21 protein-coding genes are annotated in these 18,539 nt (G+C 56.7%); 16 read left to right on the forward strand and 5 right to left on the reverse strand.

Translation table 11 applies throughout. The features are described from left to right. Positions 1-6: 6 nt before the first annotated feature. A complete protein-coding gene (locus ALTERO38_RS03720) occupies positions 7-1,584 on the reverse strand; it encodes a GMC family oxidoreductase (protein WP_148924458.1) in 1,578 nt (525 codons plus the stop codon). Positions 1,585-1,633: 49 nt separating this feature from the next. After that, complete coding sequence (locus ALTERO38_RS03725; RefSeq protein ID WP_148924459.1) at positions 1,634-2,137, reverse strand: gluconate 2-dehydrogenase subunit 3 family protein; 504 nt, start codon at positions 2,135-2,137, stop codon at positions 1,634-1,636. Between the two features lie 396 nt (positions 2,138-2,533). Between ALTERO38_RS03725 and ALTERO38_RS03730 the strand changes: the two genes are divergently transcribed. The 3 genes from ALTERO38_RS03730 to ALTERO38_RS03740 all read left to right on the forward strand — a co-directional run bounded on the left by ALTERO38_RS03730 (position 2,534) and on the right by ALTERO38_RS03740 (position 6,358). Beyond that, complete coding sequence (locus tag ALTERO38_RS03730; RefSeq protein WP_159967320.1) at positions 2,534-4,465, forward strand: sigma-54-dependent Fis family transcriptional regulator; 1,932 nt, start codon at positions 2,534-2,536, stop codon at positions 4,463-4,465. Positions 4,466-4,929: 464 nt separating this feature from the next. After that, positions 4,930-5,940 carry an NAD(P)-dependent alcohol dehydrogenase gene (locus ALTERO38_RS03735; protein ID WP_159967321.1) on the forward strand — a complete coding sequence of 337 codons (1,011 nt, stop codon included), beginning with the start codon at positions 4,930-4,932 and terminating at the stop codon, positions 5,938-5,940. Between the two features lie 187 nt (positions 5,941-6,127). Further along, positions 6,128-6,358, forward strand: a complete 231-nt coding sequence (locus tag ALTERO38_RS03740; protein WP_256663934.1) for a class I SAM-dependent methyltransferase — start codon at positions 6,128-6,130, stop codon at positions 6,356-6,358. Positions 6,359-6,409: 51 nt separating this feature from the next. Here the strand turns inward: ALTERO38_RS03740 and ALTERO38_RS03745 are convergent, their stop codons facing one another. From ALTERO38_RS03745 to ALTERO38_RS03755, 3 genes are all read right to left on the reverse strand, one after another. Beyond that, positions 6,410-6,637, reverse strand: coding sequence for a hypothetical protein (locus tag ALTERO38_RS03745; protein ID WP_159967322.1), 228 nt, complete (start codon positions 6,635-6,637; stop codon positions 6,410-6,412). Between the two features lie 245 nt (positions 6,638-6,882). Further along, entirely contained in the window at positions 6,883-9,507 is a 2,625-nt protein-coding gene (locus ALTERO38_RS03750; protein WP_159967323.1) for an SIR2 family protein, read from the reverse strand. 249 nt (positions 9,508-9,756) lie between these two features. After that, positions 9,757-10,056, reverse strand: a complete 300-nt coding sequence (locus tag ALTERO38_RS03755) for a hypothetical protein (RefSeq protein WP_159967324.1) — start codon at positions 10,054-10,056, stop codon at positions 9,757-9,759. Between the two features lie 458 nt (positions 10,057-10,514). Here ALTERO38_RS03755 and ALTERO38_RS03760 point away from each other — a divergent pair, with 458 nt between their 5' ends. The 13 genes from ALTERO38_RS03760 to ALTERO38_RS03820 all read left to right on the forward strand — a co-directional run bounded on the left by ALTERO38_RS03760 (position 10,515) and on the right by ALTERO38_RS03820 (position 18,487). After that, positions 10,515-10,787, forward strand: coding sequence for a DNA-binding protein (locus ALTERO38_RS03760; RefSeq protein WP_159967325.1), 273 nt, complete (start codon positions 10,515-10,517; stop codon positions 10,785-10,787). Continuing rightward, on the forward strand, positions 10,780-11,001 hold the full coding sequence (locus tag ALTERO38_RS03765) for a hypothetical protein (protein WP_159967326.1): 222 nt from the start codon (positions 10,780-10,782) through the stop codon (positions 10,999-11,001). Before ALTERO38_RS03760 ends, ALTERO38_RS03765 begins: the two co-directional genes overlap by 8 nt. A 39-nt stretch (positions 11,002-11,040) precedes the next feature. Continuing rightward, positions 11,041-11,370: a DUF5447 family protein gene (locus ALTERO38_RS03770; RefSeq protein ID WP_159967327.1), complete on the forward strand. Its 330-nt coding sequence runs from the start codon at positions 11,041-11,043 to the stop codon at positions 11,368-11,370. A gap of 3 nt (positions 11,371-11,373) precedes the next feature. Then, entirely contained in the window at positions 11,374-11,811 is a 438-nt protein-coding gene (locus ALTERO38_RS21440; protein WP_256663763.1) for a hypothetical protein, read from the forward strand. 190 nt (positions 11,812-12,001) lie between these two features. After that, positions 12,002-12,391 (forward strand): hypothetical protein, encoded by a 390-nt coding sequence (locus ALTERO38_RS03780; protein WP_159967328.1) that lies wholly within the window; start codon positions 12,002-12,004, stop codon positions 12,389-12,391. 15 nt (positions 12,392-12,406) lie between these two features. After that, positions 12,407-12,586, forward strand: coding sequence for a hypothetical protein (locus ALTERO38_RS03785; protein WP_046162625.1), 180 nt, complete (start codon positions 12,407-12,409; stop codon positions 12,584-12,586). After that, positions 12,583-12,798: a hypothetical protein gene (locus tag ALTERO38_RS03790; protein ID WP_046162624.1), complete on the forward strand. Its 216-nt coding sequence runs from the start codon at positions 12,583-12,585 to the stop codon at positions 12,796-12,798. Before ALTERO38_RS03785 ends, ALTERO38_RS03790 begins: the two co-directional genes overlap by 4 nt. 10 nt (positions 12,799-12,808) lie before the next feature. After that, positions 12,809-13,018 (forward strand): major capsid protein, encoded by a 210-nt coding sequence (locus ALTERO38_RS03795; RefSeq protein WP_159967329.1) that lies wholly within the window; start codon positions 12,809-12,811, stop codon positions 13,016-13,018. A 431-nt stretch (positions 13,019-13,449) separates the two neighbouring features. Further along, positions 13,450-14,568 carry a virulence factor TspB C-terminal domain-related protein gene (locus ALTERO38_RS21445; protein ID WP_256663764.1) on the forward strand — a complete coding sequence of 373 codons (1,119 nt, stop codon included), beginning with the start codon at positions 13,450-13,452 and terminating at the stop codon, positions 14,566-14,568. Then, positions 14,568-14,882 carry a DUF2523 domain-containing protein gene (locus ALTERO38_RS03805; protein ID WP_159967330.1) on the forward strand — a complete coding sequence of 105 codons (315 nt, stop codon included), beginning with the start codon at positions 14,568-14,570 and terminating at the stop codon, positions 14,880-14,882. The genes ALTERO38_RS21445 and ALTERO38_RS03805 overlap by 1 nt, the downstream gene beginning before the upstream one ends. A gap of 4 nt (positions 14,883-14,886) precedes the next feature. Further along, on the forward strand, positions 14,887-16,083 hold the full coding sequence (locus ALTERO38_RS03810; RefSeq protein ID WP_159967331.1) for a zonular occludens toxin domain-containing protein: 1,197 nt from the start codon (positions 14,887-14,889) through the stop codon (positions 16,081-16,083). A 131-nt stretch (positions 16,084-16,214) separates the two neighbouring features. Continuing rightward, positions 16,215-17,495: a hypothetical protein gene (locus tag ALTERO38_RS03815; protein WP_159967332.1), complete on the forward strand. Its 1,281-nt coding sequence runs from the start codon at positions 16,215-16,217 to the stop codon at positions 17,493-17,495. Beyond that, complete coding sequence (locus ALTERO38_RS03820) at positions 17,492-18,487, forward strand: tyrosine-type recombinase/integrase (protein WP_159967333.1); 996 nt, start codon at positions 17,492-17,494, stop codon at positions 18,485-18,487. The genes ALTERO38_RS03815 and ALTERO38_RS03820 overlap by 4 nt, the downstream gene beginning before the upstream one ends. The last annotated feature ends 52 nt before the right edge of the window (positions 18,488-18,539 follow it).

The raw sequence follows: 18,539 nt of genomic DNA on the forward strand, positions 1-18,539 counted from the left end.
GGCGGGTCAGATCGCGCGTTCGTTGAGCAGACGGCCGATCTGTTCGGCCTGGCGCAAGGCCAGCGCGACGATGGTGAGGGTGGGGTTTTGGCCACCGCTGGTGGTGAACTGGCTACCATCGGAGACGAACAGGTTGGGGATGTCATGGCTCTGGCCCCACTTGTTCACCACGCCGTCACGCGCCTTGGCGCTCATGCGGTTGGTGCCCATGTTGTGGCTGGCCGGGTAGGGCGGCAGCTCGATGATGTCGGTGGCGCCGGCGGCCTCGTAGCACTTGGCGGTAGCGGCGACGCCGTGCTTGCGCATGGCGGCGTCCATCGGGTGATCGCTCTTGGTAACCACCGGGATCGGCAGGCCGTACTGGTCCTTCTCGGTGGCGTGCAGGGTGATGCGGTTGCTCTCCAGCGGCAGATCCTCACCGCACAGCCAGACCCCGGACATGTGGTTGTACTTCTCCATCCGCGAAGTGAACTGGCGGCCCCAACCCTGGGGCGTGGGGTCAAGGAAGGCGGAGAGGAAGGGCAGGCCGAGAGCAAGGATTTCCAGGCGGTAACCGCCGACGAAACCGCGCGACGGATCGTTGTAGGACTCGTCGGAAATGACCCCGGCGCAGGTGGTGCCGCGGTGCATGTTCACCGGCTTGGGCATCACCGCGAAGATGCCGGCGGTGGTGTGGGTCATGTAGTTCCTGCCGACCTGGCCGGAGGAGTTGGCCAGCCCGTCGGGGAACATCGCCGAGGCGGAGTTGAGCAACAGCCGCGGCGACTCGATGGAGTTGCCTGCCACGCAGACCACGCGGGCCCTCTGCCGCTGGATGGTGCCGCTGGCATCGGCGTAGACCACGGCATTGGCGCGGCCCTTGGCGTCATGTTCGATGCGCAGCACCATCGATTGCGGCCGCACCTCGCAGTAGCCGCTGGCTTCGGCGCGGGGGATGTCGGTGTAGAGCGTCGACCACTTCGCGCCCATCTTGCAGCCCTGCATGCAGAAACCGAGCTGCTGGCAGGCGGCGCGATCGTCGTAGGGCTCAGTGTTGATTGCCATCGGCCCGGAGAGGATCTCCTTGTAGCCGACCCGCTTGGCGCCGGTGGCCAGCACCTTGAAGGAGTTGTGCCAGGGGTGATAGCCCATGCCGGTGCTCGGCCCGGTCACGCCCATGTGCTTCTCGGCCTTCTCGTACCAGGGCGCCATCTCGTCCAGCGTCACCGGCCAGTCGAGCAGGTTGGCGCCGGCGATGTCGCCGTTGATGCTCTGCATCTTGAATTCGAAGTCGCGAAAGCGCAGAGCGATGCCGGCCCAGTGCACCGTGCTGCCGCCGACCGCCTTGACGATCCACGCGGGCAAGGTTGGATTGTTCTCGGCGAGGTGCCAGCCGCCGGCGGCCTGGCGTTTGTCGAGCCAGGAGATTTTCTTGAACATCGCCCACTCGTCGTTCTCGATATCGTCAAGGCTGAAACGCTTGCCAGCTTCGAGTACCACGCTGCGAATCTTCTGTTTAGCCAGCGCGTTGGCGAGCGTCCCGCCGCCGGCACCGGAGCCGATGATCACCACGACGCCATCGTCGTCCTGGGCAAAAGTTGCCATGGGGTGTTCCTCATCTTGTTCTTGTTGTTGTCCCGTGTGCACGGGGCGTTCAGAGCCAGTTCAGGTCGTTGAAGCCACGGTTGACGTAACCGCCGTACTCCCAGGACGAACCCTCGTAGCCGAACAGCGGAAACAGCGCCTTGTTGTCATACAGGCCGAACATCAGGCTGCTGCGCACGGCCTTGAAGAAGGAGGTGTTCTCGATGTCGGTCAGCAGCGCCACGCGCTCGGCCTCGTCGAGCTGTTCAAATGGAGACTCGTGGGCCTTGCGCGCCTGCTGTTGCAGGTCTTCCAGGCCGCGAGCGACCAGCGCGGGCTGCTCGTCCATCAGGCTGAGCAAGGGCAGCACGTAGTGGTGGTCGCTGATGAACGCGTGGGGAAATACATCGCGGCCCATGCGCAGCAGGCCATCGGGCAGGTCTGGCAGGCGTTCCTCGGCGAGCAGGTTCACCGGAATCAGTTGCGACAGGCTGAATGCCAGCAAGGACTGGCCGGAAATGGAAAGAAAACGTCGCCGGTTTAGCGTGCCGTGCGGGCGAGCTGAATCGTGCATGACATAGCTCCTGATTATTACCGGCCGTTCCGTTGTGCTCGGAATGCTGGCGATCTTGTTATGCGAAGAGTGTGTTCCGCAAAACAGTAAGAGCAGGTGCCATGCCAACTTTAGTTAAAAACATTTAATTAACTTAAGGTGCTGATTCTTAGGTGTTTTCAATAATTTAGTGGCGTCTCAGCTTTCAATGTGTAAAGCAATTCAGGCGTTACACCTGTAAAACGCTGTAAAGCGGTTTACAGTGCAGCGGCAAATAACATGAATAGATAAAGTGCTTCTAAAGTTCAGGATGGTCTGTTCGGCTCAATGGTTTATCCTCTGCTTATCGCACAACAATAAAATATATCGCTGGAGTCGCCCGCGTCAGGTCTGGCGCGAGCGCTTCAAGGAGGAGGCATGAACCTGCTATCCGGTCCTGTCAATCATGTTGATGCAGTGCTGTCGTTGGCCAATGCACCGCATCTGCCCGGTGATCGCGACCCGATCATCGCGCGATCATGGCGTCGCTGCGTGCATGACTATGGCCTGGACCCGGCGCACCCGGCTGAGGCCCGTTTCGTGCCGCGGCAGGTGCTGCGCGAACATCAGGATCAGGCCGACGAGCTGATCAACGTTGCCCGCGCCGGGGTCGAGCAGCTTTACCGGCAGATCGCCGAGCTGGGTTACGTCATCCTCCTAACCGACAACCGCGGCATCGCCGTCCAGTTTCTCGGCGACCCGGCCGATGAAAAGGCGCATCGCAAGACCGGCCTGTTCCTTGGTTCGGACTGGGGCGAAGACCACGCCGGCACCTGTGCAGTCGGTACCTGCATCAAGGAACAGCAGGCGCTGACCTGTCACCAGCAGGATCATTTCAGCGTCTGGCACACCAACCTCACCTGTACCGCCGTGCCCATGTTCAACCCGCACGGGCAGTTGCTAGCCGTGCTGGATATCTCTGCGCTGCGTTCGCCTCCGACGAAGGATTCCCAGACCTTTGCCCTGCAGCTGGTCAAGCAGTACGCACGGATGATCGAGGACGCCTACTTCATGCGCGTTTACCGCGAGCGGCCGATTCTCTGTTTCGACGGTTCCCGCGAATTTGTCCTGATCAACCGGCGCTACCTGCTGGCGCTGGGTGACGATGGCGAGTTGCTCGCCGGCAACACCGCCGCCCGCGGTCTGCTGGCCGAGCACGGGCTGATGATGCCGGGCCCCTTCGGCACCCTGGCGCAGGCGCGCATCGATCAGCTGTTCGATTGCGAGTTGAGCGACGTGCTGAGCATCCCCTACGCCAGTCACGACCAGGTCCGCGCCTTTCGCACCCACCGCCACCAGCTGTTCTTCGCCGCGTTGATGGAGCCGCGTCGCCCGATACCGGTGCCGGCCGAACGCAGCGTGCCCGGTGGGCATGCCGCGCTCGATGCCCTGGCCGACGATGACCCTGTGATGCGCAAGATGCTAGCCCGCGCCAAACGTCTATGCAGCGAGCCGCTGAACGTGCTGCTCAATGGCGAGACCGGCACCGGCAAGGAACGTTTGGCCAAGGCGCTGCACGAAAGCGGTTGCCGGCGCAGCAAACCTTTCGTGGCGATCAACTGCGGCGCGATGCCCGAATCGCTGATCGAAAGCGAACTGTTCGGTTATGCCCCGGGCACCTTTACCGGTGCCCGTAGCAAGGGCATGCGCGGGCTGATCCAGCAGGCCGACGGCGGCACGCTGTTCCTCGACGAAATTGGCGACATGCCGCTGCACTTGCAGACCCGGCTGTTGCGGGTGCTGGCCGAACAGGAAGTGATGCCACTGGGTGCCGAGAAACCGGTGAAGGTGGATATCCGCGTGGTTGCCGCCAGCCACCGCGACCTGCGGCAGATGGTTGAAAGTGGGGCGTTTCGCGAGGACCTGTTCTACCGCCTGAACGGCGCGGCGTTGAAACTGCCACCGCTGCGCGAACGCGCCGACAAGGGCTTCCTCATCGAGCGAGTGTTCGCCGAACTCGCCGAGGGCCGCCCGGGTAACCCGCACCTGCGCGGCGATGCCATGAGTGCGCTGCTGGCTTATCCCTGGCCGGGCAACATCCGCGAGCTGCGCAACGTGCTGCAGTATGCGCTGGCGACCTGTGAGGATGATGAAATTACGGTGCAGGACCTGCCGGACGAATGCCTGCCACCGATCCTGGCGCGCTGCCGTCAGTCGGCAGCCCCCTCCGAACCTGAGTCGGCGTCGGCACTGCGCGACCAGCTGCGTCGACACCGCTGGAACATCAGCGCGGTGGCACGGGAGCTTGGCGTGTCGCGGCCGACGGTGTACCGGCGCATGCGCGTGCTGGGTATCGAAGCGCCGGTGTGAACGGCGTTGGGGGGCTACTCGCTGCCGGGCTGTCGCGACGGCGTTTGCGGCTGGGGAGCATTAGGTCAGGCAGCTGTTCGCATCGGTCGCCGTCGCGCAGCAGGCTTTGTCATAAGGCTGATCATTCCTGCCACTGTTGGTGGGGGAAGTGTCGTGTTTTTCATCCTGCAACCAGAAGAGCGGTCTGACATTGTAACTGGCCCGTTGTGCGTCGGGACTGTTCACGCGAAGCGCATACGAGAAGCAGCATGGCGGGCTTGGGCGTGCCATGGATTAGTGGCGAACGCGCTTTCGAAGATGTGGCACGAGGTTGGTCTGCGCCCGCATCGCCGATGGCGCATTGGCTATGCTGTCGCGAATTCAATCGATGCTCGTGCAGCGATAGGCAGCAGACTTCGGCGGGCCGAACGGTGCCGGTGCCGGCGATTATCATTTAAGTCATCCCGTTAGCAAAGGAGCGATCCATGAGCCATAAAGCGATATTCGTACAGCCCGGTGGCGGCTACGACCGGGTCGTCGTCGGCACTAGCGAGGCGGCCACGCCAGGGGCCGGTGAAATCACCGTGCGGCTGCGCGCCAACTCACTCAACTATCACGATTTCGCGGTCGTGAGCGGGATGTGGGGACCGAGCGAACCGCGCATACCCATGGCCGATGGTGCTGGTGAGGTAGTCGCGGTGGGTACGGGCGTGAGTGAATTCGTAGTTGGTGATGCGGTGGTTAGCACCTTCTTCCCCGACTGGTTGGCCGGTGAACCGCTGATCGAAGGCTTCGCCACGGTGCCTGGCGATGGCATCAATGGCTATGCCCGTGAGATGGTCACCGCTCGTGCCACCTCGTTCACCCGTGCACCCAAGGGCTACAGCCATGCCGAGGCGGCGACCCTGACCACCGCCGGTCTCACCGCCTGGCGTGCGCTAATGGCTGACGGCAAGCTGAAGCCCGGCGACAGTGTGCTGATCCAGGGCACCGGCGGCGTTTCCATCTTCGCTCTGCAATTTGCCAAGATGGCAGGTGCCACGGTCATTGCCACCTCGTCCAGCGATGCGAAGCTTGAGCGCCTGCGCGAGATGGGAGCCGATCATCTGATCAACTATCGCAGCACGCCGGCCTGGGGCGAGACGGTGCGTCAGCTCACCGACGGCCGTGGCGTCGACCATGTGATCGAAGTGGGCGGCCCGGCAACGCTGGAGCAGTCCATGGTGGCCGCGCGCATCGGCGGGCACATCTCGGTTATCGGTATTCTCACCGGTGTTGCCGGCGAGCTGCCGCTGGTGCCGGCGCTGGTGCGCCAGTTGCGTCTGCAGGGCGTACTGGTCGGCAGCCGTACACAGCAGCAGGAGATGGTCCGCGCCATCAATGCCAATGGCATACGCCCGGTCATCGACAAGCATTTCGCAGTGGACGATATCGTCGAGGCGTTCCGCTACCAGGAAACCAACCAGCACTTCGGCAAGATCTGCCTGGATATCTAAGGGCTGATGTCGGCGGCGGCAGCGTTTGTAATGTGCGGTAACGCTGCCGACTATGTTTTTGTATGACTCTGAAACCGCTCATTTCTTGTAAGGCCATCTGCCCGCGGACTGGTTGCTAAGCGGCGTGCTGGTGGTGCAGTTCCATGAACGGAGCGAGATGAAATCGGAGGCACTGAAGTAGATGCTCATGGTATTGGTCGCACTCCGGATCTTGCAGCAGCAAAGCTCCGCACGGCAGCTATTACTTCAGCTACGCTGTCTGCCGGATGCGACGACCGAGACGTTGCTCGGCGATGTGGGTGCCGAGTGGCATATCCGGGAGAGCGGCCTGCGTTGCACGTTTGATCTCTGGCGCAGGCAGGGTCATGGAATGCCTGCTCCGCGACATGCGCTGCGGCCGGCAATGAGGAAGGGATAGATTTCAGTTTCATTTGCTAGGGACAGCCTGTTTCAGTCAAAGCAATCCCATTCATCCCTGAGGCTGTGCTGCCCACGGCGCAACGATGTGCACATCCGCAATAAGCAGCTGCGCCGCCACCATCCAGACCACAGCACCGATCAACCCCAACGACAGATGCCCAACCACGATGCCGATTGCGATCTGTTTCCAGAGAACGGCATGCTGGTTGGGATGGGAGGCAACGGTGCGATAGGGCGTTTCGCGCTCGGCGCGGATGTTGTCGAAGTCGTCTCTCATGGTGCGCTCTCGATGCGGCTGGCTAAACGGCAGGCACAAAAAAAGGGTCCAGCTTTCGCTGAACCCTTTCTTGAATTTGGTGGCTACGCAGGGACTTGAACCCCGGACCCCAGCATTATGAATCACTTGCGTAGCGCCTCGCAAGACCAGAAAACCCCATAAACCTTGGCTTTCAGCGGCCCCGATCCTCACTATCCCTGAGTTTTTCAGAAAGAACCATCGAAGTAGTCACCAAGATATGGGATTCATCCCACTGCACGCAGGTTAGATATTTTCCCGACCTCTGGTTCTGTGTTGCATTTTTTTAATAGAGGATCAATGAGCTGTATGAAGTCTTTTTCTGGTCTTAAATTGTCAAAAGCAGGCCACTTCAGCACCGATGCTAGATCTGTCTTGTCTTTCTCTATGGCCGTTTTAAGCTGCGCAATTGCTTTTTGATTCTCGTCGAGCAGAGAGTTTATAGCCGCTTTCTCCAAGTCGGAAGACGCATGTTTTAATAGTTCAGCGAGACGGACTTTGTCGCACTTGCCGCCATTAGATCTTCTGCAAATCTCGAAATTGACAATCTCACTTGACAAGCTTCTGTCGAATTTATTTTCATTTAGATATTCGCTCAAAATCTTTTTTGCAACTTCGAATTCGCTATTTTTTATAAGTGCGTATGCGTGAACACTTGTGTATCTATCCTTATCTTTAGTTATTTCTAGAAGTTTTTTGGTGGCTTCTACCGCCTTGCCGGGCATAGATAAGTCGTCATGTATATCTGCCGATGCAGTAAGATATGCAACGAGATTAAAGTTTTGTTTTATCGTTTCAAGTGTAGCTAAAGCGCCCAGCTTGTCCTTTGTTAGTGCTTGACATGTCATTAGTACTCTCGACGCCTCATAGTCATCAGCAATATTTCTGGCGCCAGATAGTATTTTTGCGGCCCGGGAAAATTCACCGAACTGCTGTGCTAATGTTACCCCAGCTGTAATGATGGCTTCGCTGTCTTTGTTTTCATCTGCAGTGCTTAATAAGTCATCAATTAATTCTTTTGATTCATTGCTCAGGTCGAGCTTGTAGGCTGCTTTAATTAGTTTTTCTTTAAAGTTTATCAAGTCTTTCTGTTTGACTTTTGTTTGGTGATTCTGCAGGGCTTCAAAAAAAGCAGCTTGTTGTTCCTTGTCGGAGAAATTGCCGTAGAAGTGCGCTTTTAATGAAATGCTCCTTGAGTTAAAAGGGCCTTGCTTATCAAGCGCAGTTATTATATCTAGTAAGATTTGTTTTTGTTCGGAGTTTGGGCGTTCTGTCGCATACTCGAGATCGTAAAGCCTGCCCCAACTGTGGTTAATGTGAGATGGGTTAAGGTTGATGCTTGTTGTTAAAGCTTCTCTTGCTAACGCTTGCGTAATAACCTTTTGAGAGCTTGGTAGGTGTCTCGCTCTCTCAATCAGCAGACTAGCTTTTTTGTCATATGCTATGTATTCATACGGTGAAACTTCTATAGCTTCGTCTATGATTTTTATCTTTTTGTCGCTATTGTTTTCTATTGATGCAATGGCTAGATATGGTCTTGGGTCGTTTGGCTCATACGTTTTAAGTTGCTCGTTGCACTCGATAGCTTTGTCAGTCATATCGGCTAAAATATAGGCTTTGCCTAACTGTGCAGTCAGGGATCTCCTAAGCTCTCTCTTAGGAGCCTTGTTGAGTTCATCTTGGCACTGCGAGATTGCTCCAGTATAGTTTTTGTCCATAATCAGTGCTTCAATCGTCATCAGTGCAGCCATTTCAGCGTCATCAAATTCTGAAACCTGATCCTTTTCTGTTAGCTCTTGTATAAGTCTTGATATGTTGCTTTTTGCTTTTTGTTTTGAAAGTCTTTCTACGTCTGATCTTATTATTTCAGAATTGCTTTGAAGTAGGAATTTGTTTGATGTGTATGACTCAATTATCTTGCTTGTTTTATTGTTTGTGAGGTCTTGCTCAAGAGATAAGCATTTGGTTAGTTTGAGGTTTAGTTCGGCGAAAAACTCATCAAATCCGTCAATCAGAACATAGTAAACTTTGTCTCGCCATAATAGTTTTCTTACTTCTTCTGATATGGTTTCGCCACGTCTAACGCACCAATATACTCCGTTGGTCAGGTGGTCATCTAATCGCAAGAGATAGCTTATTACGTCCATAACAGATCTATCGTATCCTGCGTAACCAACAGCTATGAGTCCTTGGCCTTTTAGCGTTTCTACTAATTTGTTCTTGGTGTTTTGCTCAAGTGACTCAGTCTCCCTGAGCGATCCCTTTATATCATCGAACAAATAGTCGCCGTGTAGCTTGATAATCTTTGGTCTGCTAGAGTATAAGTTTATGCTGTTTACTGAAGAGTCATGCGCGCAGAGCATCGGTCTGCGGTCTGAGTAATGATAGAAAGCTTCATTGAGGAGGTCGTCAAAGTTGGTTGTAAATATGCTATTTAAATAATTGTTCTTTACGAGGTTGACTAAGTAGGCGTAGCCGATAGAGGGTATTTTTTCAGAGACGAGCTCTTCTATAAATTTTCTTCTTTGACTTGGAAGGTCGTATTTTTTCTCAAATAAAGACGAATATTCGTTAGTCTCGCTATACCATTGTGAGAATCGTTCTTTTAAGAGTTTTTTTGCCTCTTCCGTAGAGTATTCGCTACCTTGATCGCTATACTCGTAGAATATCTCTCTTCGCCACTGGTCGATTAGTTCGCCGCCAGATGGTATGCCAGATGTTACTGAGCAACCTGCCCCTAGCAAGAGGCAGTAATTCGGGTTTTTCTCCACTCTTGTTTTTAGAAATCTAGCAATATCATCTACTGTGCGTTGTTTGTGTGGGTTGTCTGCTACAAGTTGTGTGGTGTCCATATACACATCCCCCGTGTTGATCTAAATGTTAATTCGTTCTTGTTCTTGTTCTTGTTCAGCGGTTGGCAAAGAGCTTGCTGACTGGTCTATTAAATTTTAGCCATAGGCTTCGGCTGCAGGGCGCTCTGCATCGCTAACTGAGGTTGCAACGGTGTTGGATTTTTCAGCGAGGATGGGGCTTGCAACGAGTGCTAGTGCTAGCAAAATCCCTTTCATTGGTTTTCTCCATTCGTTCGGGCGTACCAGCGCCTAGCTACGTTCTTGCGATCGCCATCCAGCGTTTGGGTTATGCGCGTCTTGGCTGGTCTCGCCAGGATCAAAAGTAGAGGCTTCGGAGCGTCGCCGTTCAGCTTCCTTCACACGAAGGGATTCGATGTAGCCTTCGGCTTGTTCTTTCTTCTCCCGCTCCGTTTGCTGCGCCTGGGCCTCTTGGTGGGCTTTCTCTGAGCGTGCCTTAGCAAACTCTTGCATCCCTTGCATCCCTTGGTAGATAGCAAACATCGCAGCTACGGTCACGCCTGCTTTCAGCACAGCTCGTTCAACGTCCATGTTCCGTCTCTCCTCCGATCCTTCGGGCATACCAGCGCCTAGCTACTTTCTGTGTGATCGCTATCCCGCGTTTGGATTGGCCAAGTTTCGGTTGGCTTCGTCGTAGTCCGGGCTGATTTCTCCCTGAGCGGGATCTATCCGCCCCGTTCTTAGCCAGAGAGAGTATTCGGGGTAGCGATCTGCCATCAAATCCAGTTCGCTTGTCCTCAGATTCGCTCTCTTGTCGTACCTGATCGTTTTACAGCGCTCTTCCTTTATCCCCGTGGCCTCGCTGACCTCTCGATGACCAAGCTTAGATAGAAAAAGCCTAACTCTGTCTTGAGTTGATTCCATAAAGATCTTAAAAAAGACTCGGTTGAAATATTCCACACGCGGAAAGCGATGGTATTATTCCACTCATGCAGTTGAAATATTCCACACCTGCTTAAGTGCGTTCACGGATTATAGGGGGTAAACACATGGAACAGTCTGGTGTAGCGGGGTTAACCATCGAAGGCCAAGCCGAACGGATCGTGAGCTTCCGGGAAGCGCCGTTCTGCACGCAGCTCGTGCTAGCCGAGATGATGGGCGTCGAGCAGATCACCGAAGACGTGGTTCGCGGGTGGGTGGAAACATTTACCCTCCCGACGGTAAAGATTGGTCGCCGCCGCGTCATCAACCTGCACCGCATCCGCCGCGATATCGAGCGGGGCAAGTCGGTGTTCTGCCAGGGGGATTACGCCGATGAGTAATCGCCCCTGCACCCTGCGCATCGCCTCGCTGCACGGCAAGAGCCAGCTCGTGAAGTGGAATGTTCTGGAGAAAGGCCAGTCCCGCACTCACTGCCATCGCTGCGTAGATGCGGTGGTCTCGCTGATTGTCGCTGACGATCCGCTGGACTCGCTGCTTGCCCAGGAACGTGCCCGCGAACGCTTCCAGATCAGCCGCGAATGGTGCGCGTCATGATGACCATCGTTACTGCTCCCAACGGCGAGGGCATGACCTATGACGTATGGCCGCAAGCCTCCACACGCACCGGACTGCGGCTGCTCTGTCTGCTGGTCCGGTCGCGAAGTGGCGAAGCCCGCTCGCTCCCGGTCCACACCCTGCGCCCAATGCCGCCCCGCGTCTGTGCTCCCGATTCGCACAATAAGGATGGGCAAGATCGCTGGTGTCTGGACAGTCCTCGCCTCGGAATGGGCGGTGATACCGGCCTCTACCTGCGAGAAACACACGCCACCAGCCCGACCGCCGAAGTATTGGAGCGTTGTGCTCGACACGGGCAAACCCACGCCCTACGTGCCGATTCACGAGCCGTTCGAGCTGGAGGCCTGAGCCGTGGCTAATCAAGAACCACACGCTGACTTCTTCTGGCGCGTCTATCTGCCCATCGCATTGCTCGCGGTGGTGATCTTCGGCTTCCCCTGGTTGGCGATGAAGATCAGCCAGCACCGCGACGGAGCCAAGCCCGACATCGCTCCCGCAAAAACAACCAACACCGAGGCCGAACAGGTCCAGGGCCGCGCTCCCGGCTTGTCCGAACACGCTTTACCGTTCGGAAAAACGGAAGCACGGGCGGAGCGCACCCTTGACCCTGCACAAACAGAAAAGCCTTCGCTCGTGAGTGTGGGGCAGCTTCTCCGCCCCGCGCTCCCGAGCCCTCGGCGGCAAGAGTGGGATGACAAGGGCAAAGCCCTTGGTGTTAATCAACTATCGATGAAATTAATAGTACGAAAGTTTAAACACCAGACTATCCCACTGTATTCCATAAACTAACGGCAACTATGAAGTTCGTTTTCCGGTGATAAAAACCCTTTCCAAGCGTGTATAACTAGTACCACAAACCCGTTGTAAGCCGCGTAAACCCTGGCGAGAGGGAAACGTTAACAGTTCCTCGGCCTGGGCTCTCTCGGCCCGCAAAAAGGCAAACCCACGCACTAAGCGTAACTAACTGAGGTAACACAACATGGCACGTTCAACTATGGAAGTTGCATTTCTCGGCACTCAGAAGCTCGCATTCAGCCAGAACGGCACCGAAGTAAAGATCGTTAAGGTCTTTTACGGTGATGAGCCGGACGGCCAAACCGAAAACGGTCTGTCCATCGTCAGCATGGACGTTCCCCTGGAAGTGGCCGATGAGGTGTTTGCTTCCGGCGCCAACTTCGAACCGCTGGAAACCGTGCGCATCCATTTCGAGATCGCCCGTGCTGGCAAACAGAAGGGCAACAATCTCTGCCTCCATCTGGAGTCCGCGAAGACCAACGCCACCCAGGCCAGTAAGCCTACTCAGCAGCCGACCCAACAACCCGGCAAACCTGCGACCGGCGCTCAGCCGGAACCAGCCAAAGCCAACTAAGGGGAGGGGCGGACCATGCTGATGGGTGACCGCGTTATCTGCGACTGCTGCGGCAACGACATGGGCAAGCTCATGAGCCTGCCTGCACCGCAAAGCGATCTGCTGCCCGATCTGCGGTTGCCGCCCCATTTCGCCGTCTGCCCCGACTGCGAACCCCTCGAACAAGCCGCCGACCTCCTCGAGGCCGGTGCATGAATTTCCTCGCCTGTGACGGTGACTGGCTGCAAGGCGCTGACGGTACGCCCGTCTGCTCCGGGTCGCTGGTTGCCCTCACGGTCGAGGAAATGCAGAGCCTCTACGGCGCTGCACTGTCCTGGGAACAGGTTTCCGAACTCCAGGCAGAAGCCATCGTGCTCTTTGCCACCGTGTTCGGATTTCTGGTCCTCAAAAAAGTCCTGAAACAGTGAGGTATCACCCATGCAACTGAACAAGCACTTCATCAAGAAAATCGGCGTTGGCGCTTCTGCCGCGCTCTCCACCCTGGCTGGCACCGTCTACGCAGCCGTTCCACCGGAAGCCACTGGCGCACTCGATGAGGCTGGCACCGATGTCGGCACCATCGGTTGGGCCGTCTTCGCCGTGATCATCGCCGCCATGGCGTTCAAGTACATGCGCCGCGCCCTGTAAGCCGGAGTTGCGCACCGCACGTGCCGAAGCAAACAAACCCCGCTCCGGCGGGGTTTTCACTTTCGAGGGAACGCCACCATGAGTTACCAGCTGTACGTCCTGATCCTGACCACCCTGGCGTTCTATCTCGTGTTTTTTGGGCGGGTGTGATGATGGAGCTTATTAATTTTCTCGCTCGGCTAACTACCCGCTGTAAGCTCGGTGTTATCTGCCACTTGTTTTTTTCGTTTTTGCTTTGGCACTCTCCAGCGAGTGCCGCTGTTTATAGTTGGTATGACAACTCTACTGCGCAGGCTTATCCATCTGCGGATGCCGCATGCCGTGCTAGGTATGCTGGTCAGACTCGCTATCAGCTAACAAGCGTTGTTTTGACAAGTGGTGGTGCATCAGCGACATGTAATGCGGTAGATACATTTGCATCTAATACGCCGGTGTATAGCACGGTCTACAGACAGGGTGATTCATGTCCTGCTGGTACTGAGCTTAATGACAATGGTGAGTGCGTAGCGCTGCCCAATGCCTGCGAAGCCACCAACGGTCAAACCATCCTCCACCAGCACCTGATCAAAGCTGCTGTCGGTCAACCCTCGACCGAGCCTCCTGGCAGCGTCTGCGCCAATAGCTGCCAATACACCTGGGGCTTCTCCGCACCGACCAACGTATACGCCTATACCAGCGGCAATCCTCCTGGCGTGTTCGGCTCCTACGAGTACACAAGCGCCGGGCTGGAGTGCACCGGAGGCGAACCGACCCGTGCCGCGCCTGCTGGAACCTCGGACGTAACCAACCCCGACGATACTCCGACACCAGATCCCGATAACGCGTGCCCTGAGGGCTATGTCTGGAACGGTACGTTTTGCAGCAAGGAACCCCCGAAGCCCTGTGATCCGGACGTTGAAGTGGGCGGTTGCGATGACGCTGAAAACCCCGATCCGGAAGACCCGACCGATCCCGAAGATCCAGGTGACGGCGAAGGGGATGGTGACGGTTCTGGGGATGGCGATGGAAGCGGTGACGGCGATGGCTCAGGGGATGGAGAAGGCAGCGGCGAGGGAGACGGTGAAGGGGATGGCACTGGTGAGGGAGACGGCGAAGGAGATGGTGAGGCTGAGTGCGACCCGGCCACCGATCCAGACAAGTGCATCAAGCCCGGTGTAACCGGTGAAGCCTGCGATGCCGAAATCAGCTGCAAGGGCGATGCAGTTCAGTGCGCCATCCTCAAGCAACAAAAGCAGATGCGCTGCAATGCCGAAGAACAGGCCGACTTTACCAAGAAGAAAACCGACATCGAGGGGCTGTTCAAGGGTGAACAGTTCGAACTTAAAGAAGCTGAGGTCAACGCGCCCAGCTTCATCAACAGCGCCGGTCGCTTCCTACCGTCCGGCTGTCCGTCGCCAGAGGCAATGAACCTGCGCTCAAGCGGTGGCCGCACGCTGCAAATTAAGTACGAACCCCTCTGCCGAGCGGCTACGGACATGTCCTGGCTGATCGTGGCTTTCACCGCAATGTTCTGCGCCGTCTACGTCGGCCGCGCCTTTGGAGGTGCCTGATGCATTTTTACTACCTTGCCATGCTGGCCGTGATGATCGTCAAACCGCTGGTGATGATGGTTTTGCGAGTGCTTGGCATCGGCATGGTCAGCTACCTCGGCATTAACTTCGTGATCGGCGAAGCCAAGGATTACATGCTCACCAACATGGGCAACGTCGCACAGTCGATTCAGCTGATCCTGGGGCTGGCGAAGATCGATGTTGCACTGAACATGTACTTCGCCGCGATCACAACTCGGATGGTATTGACCGGCATCGACAAGCTTGCCGATCGCCGAACCAAGCTCGGCAACGTCACCAACTTCACGGCCTGATCCCATGCTCATTATTCGCACGGGTAAGCCGGGGCACGGCAAGACCCTCAACACCATCCGTGAAGTCGACCAGAGCGCCCACGCCCAAGGGCGCGTTGTCTATTACCACAATATCAATGGCCTCAAACCTGAGCAGCTGAAAGCTAGCTGGTTTGTGTTTGAAGATCCGGAGAAGTGGTTCGAGCTGCCCGCCGACGCAATCATCGTGGTCGATGAGGCCCAAGGCTGGTTTGGCTCACGCGATCCCAGGGCACGGCCACCCGAGCACATCACCCGCTTCGAGACCATGCGCCACCAGGGCCACGAAGTGCATCTGGTCACCCAGGACCCGCGCTACCTCGATGTTCACCTTCGCCGCCTGTGCAACTCGCATATCCACTATTGGCGCGTCTTCAAATCCTCCCAGCTGCTGCGCTTCGAGTCGGAAGTGGTGGTGGAAAAGGTCGAGGTGAAATCCAGCTTCAAGGATGCCGACAAGAAGTCGCTCCGGCTGGATAAGAAGTACTTCGGCGCCTACACCAGCACGAACGCCAAACACCACTTCCAGACCAAGGTGCCGACCAAGTTCCTGTTGGCCGCGGCGGTGATCATCGGTGCTGGCTTTCTTGTGTATCGCGCCTATGCCCGCTATGAGCAAGAAAAGACCGCGCCCGATGCAGCAGATCAGATCGGCGCGCAGCTCGAATCCGAAAGCATGGTTGATCAGGCGAAAAGCGTCGTCGGCTCCTTCATCAACCCCATCGGTGGACAGGGCCAGGAACAGCCGCAAACGCTTGAACAGTATCTCGGTTCACGTGTGCCCCGGATTCAGGATGTGCCCGGCTCAGCGCCGATCTATGACCAGCTGAACACCCCGCAGTCCTTCCCCAAACCCGTCTGCATCGCCACCAACGACCGAGCGCTCATCAGCCGCAACCGACGGCGAATGAGCATTGGGGATACCGATGACGGGCTGACCGGGTGTCGCTGCAACACCCAGCAAGGCACGTTGCTGCAGGTGTCGTTCGAGTTCTGCATGACAGTCGTGCAGAACGGCTACTTCGACCCGACCAAGCCCGACCGAGGCTCGATGCAGGACCAGAACCGGAACAACCAGCTACCGGCACCGCAGCCGGTTGCACAGCCTCGCCAGGAACAAAGCGAACCCCAGGGCACGCGTTTTACGCATGTTCCGTATGTGAAGGGTGAGTTCCTGTGGTGAAGACCGTCAGCGTGCCCCTGGCACGCACGGCGAGGTACGAGCCGGCGTGCTGCGCGCGCTGACGTCCCTGTAACACGTCATACAAATTCTAGTGAGCAACCAGAGTAATCCAGAGTAAAGGGGAAAAAGGAATGGCAAATAAGGACTTCAAACGCATCGACATCCTGACCGGGTTGGAAGATGCCCATAGCCGACTATTCGTCGATCCGAGCACGGTCCAGTTTGTGGATCTGTCATCCGTTCGCCTGCTCCGCTGTGGCGTCGATACGGTTCGCCAGTTGTACCGTGGGCTGATTCGACCGGAGATCATGGCGTTGTTCGAGAAGCCGGGCGCTCTAGTCGAGTTCGCTGGGCAGATCTGGCATTCCGGTCGGGTAGGGCGGGACTCGGGCTACCAGTACAAGCTGCAAAACGCTGATCTTGGCTTCATCCTGCTCATCAAGAACTTTAACGCCAAGCTCGACAGCATCGGTCCGCACCTGAAAATCGAGGTGTCACCCCATGCTATCGACACGCTGTCACCTGAGCGTCTGCAAGAGCGCATGGATTATTACGCTGCAGCAGTGCTGACCCATCGAGAGCGTAACCAGTGTGCCGTTCACCTGGCGCTGGACCTGCAGGGCTGGAAGCCTCCGGTTGATCTGGTAGCGCGCTTGCACTGTCGCGCCAGAACGCACCGCGACATCACTGGCATCCACCAGATCGAGTGGGCGACCAAATCCAGTGTTTACGGTCGTGGGGAAACGTCCATGTTCGGTTCTGCTGGCGGCGTCCAGCTCTGCATTTACAACAAGACCGAACAGGCCCGCGCGACCGATAAGCTCGACTTTTGGGAAAGCGTTTGGCGTCGTCGGGATTCCTTCGATTTGGCTGATCCTGACAACTACGACCCGAACGCGGACGTTTGGCGTGTCGAGCTGCGTTACCACCATTCGATTATTCAGCAGTTCGCCAGCGGCTCCGTCGACGTAAAGACCGGGCAAGCTATCGAGACGGATTCCTATGCCGCTTTCTCGGCTCATCTGGACGGCCTGTGGCGGTACGGCCTCGGTCAATTCAAGCTGCTTGCACGCCCTGGGTACTTTGAGCCGATTTGGACGCTGATGCGTGATGACGTGCGGGTCGACGTGGCGGTTGATTCCCTGATCGATGACACCGAATACAAGCGCTACTACAAGACCAGCCGTGGATTCAGCGGCAAGAACGTGGAACTGTTCCTGGGAAACTTCGTAAGCCTACTAGCAAGGGAGCGGGTGGGCGCTAAGCAAGCTTTTGACCGGTTGCGCGAGTGGGAATGCTGGCCTGTAATCCGTGATCACTATGCGTCCAAGGATATGACGGAGCGTGATCTGTACAAGCACATCAAGAACCTGCTCCAGGAGCGTCATGTTCGATGGGGTAGGGCTGTATGACGGCCCGAAAAGACGGCAAAACCTGGACGGCTGATTTCTACGAGAATGGCCGGGCAGGGCGGCGAATTCGCAAGAAGGGATTTCTGACGAAGGCAGCAGCTCAGCGCTACGAATCCGAGTTCTTTGCGACCTTCAAGCTGACAGGCCGACCGCTAGATGATCGCCTTTCTGACTTAGTAACGCTGTGGCACTCGCTGCACGGCTGTTCGCTAAAAGACGAGAAGACACGACTGTCACGAACACTCGCGATCGCTGAACGGCTAGGTGACCCTCTGGCCTCCGAGTTCGATGCCCTGGCATGGGCACGGTATCGTCAGCGCAGACTCAAGGAAGCCTCTCCGCAGACCGTCAATCACGAACAGCGCTATTTGTCGGCCGTGTTCTCCGAGCTGATCCGTCTTGGCGCCTGGGTGGGTAAAAACCCGCTCGCCAGCATCCGCCAGATTAAGACCGACCAGACCGAGTTGACCTTTCTATCGCTTCCACAGATCCGCCAACTGCTCGATGAGTGTCGCCGGTCGACCAACAATCACACCTATCCGGTTGCGCTTCTGTGCTTGGCTACGGGCGCTCGCTGGGATGAGGCGGAATCCATGTCCCGTGCAGCCCTATTCGGTGGCAAGGCGCATTTCCACCGAACTAAAAACAGGCAGTCTCGGTCCGTACCGATACCCAAGGAAGTCGAGGAAATCTCACTGAAGCTGGGGATGCCCGGCAATGGGCGGCTGTTCATGACGTGTCGATCTGCGTTCCGAGGTGCTTACAAACGTTGTGGTTTCGACACACCAGGGCAGCTAACCCATATCCTCCGGCACACCTTCGCCAGTCACTACATGATGGCCGGCGGTGACATTCTCAGCCTGCAGCGAATCCTAGGGCACTCGTCGATCACCATGACGATGCGCTATGCCCATTTGTCACCGGATCACCTGGAGTCAGCCCTACGGCTTTCGCCACTGGCACAGGCTGGGCATTCGATTGGCGCGTCTTGACGACTTTACCAATTGGTATATGATTCATTAACGCTTAACGTTAAGGATTAAA

The sequence above is a fragment of the Pseudomonas sp. 9Ag genome (assembly GCF_902506445.1).
Classification (GTDB): Bacteria; Pseudomonadota; Gammaproteobacteria; order Pseudomonadales; family Pseudomonadaceae; genus Stutzerimonas; species Stutzerimonas stutzeri_AB.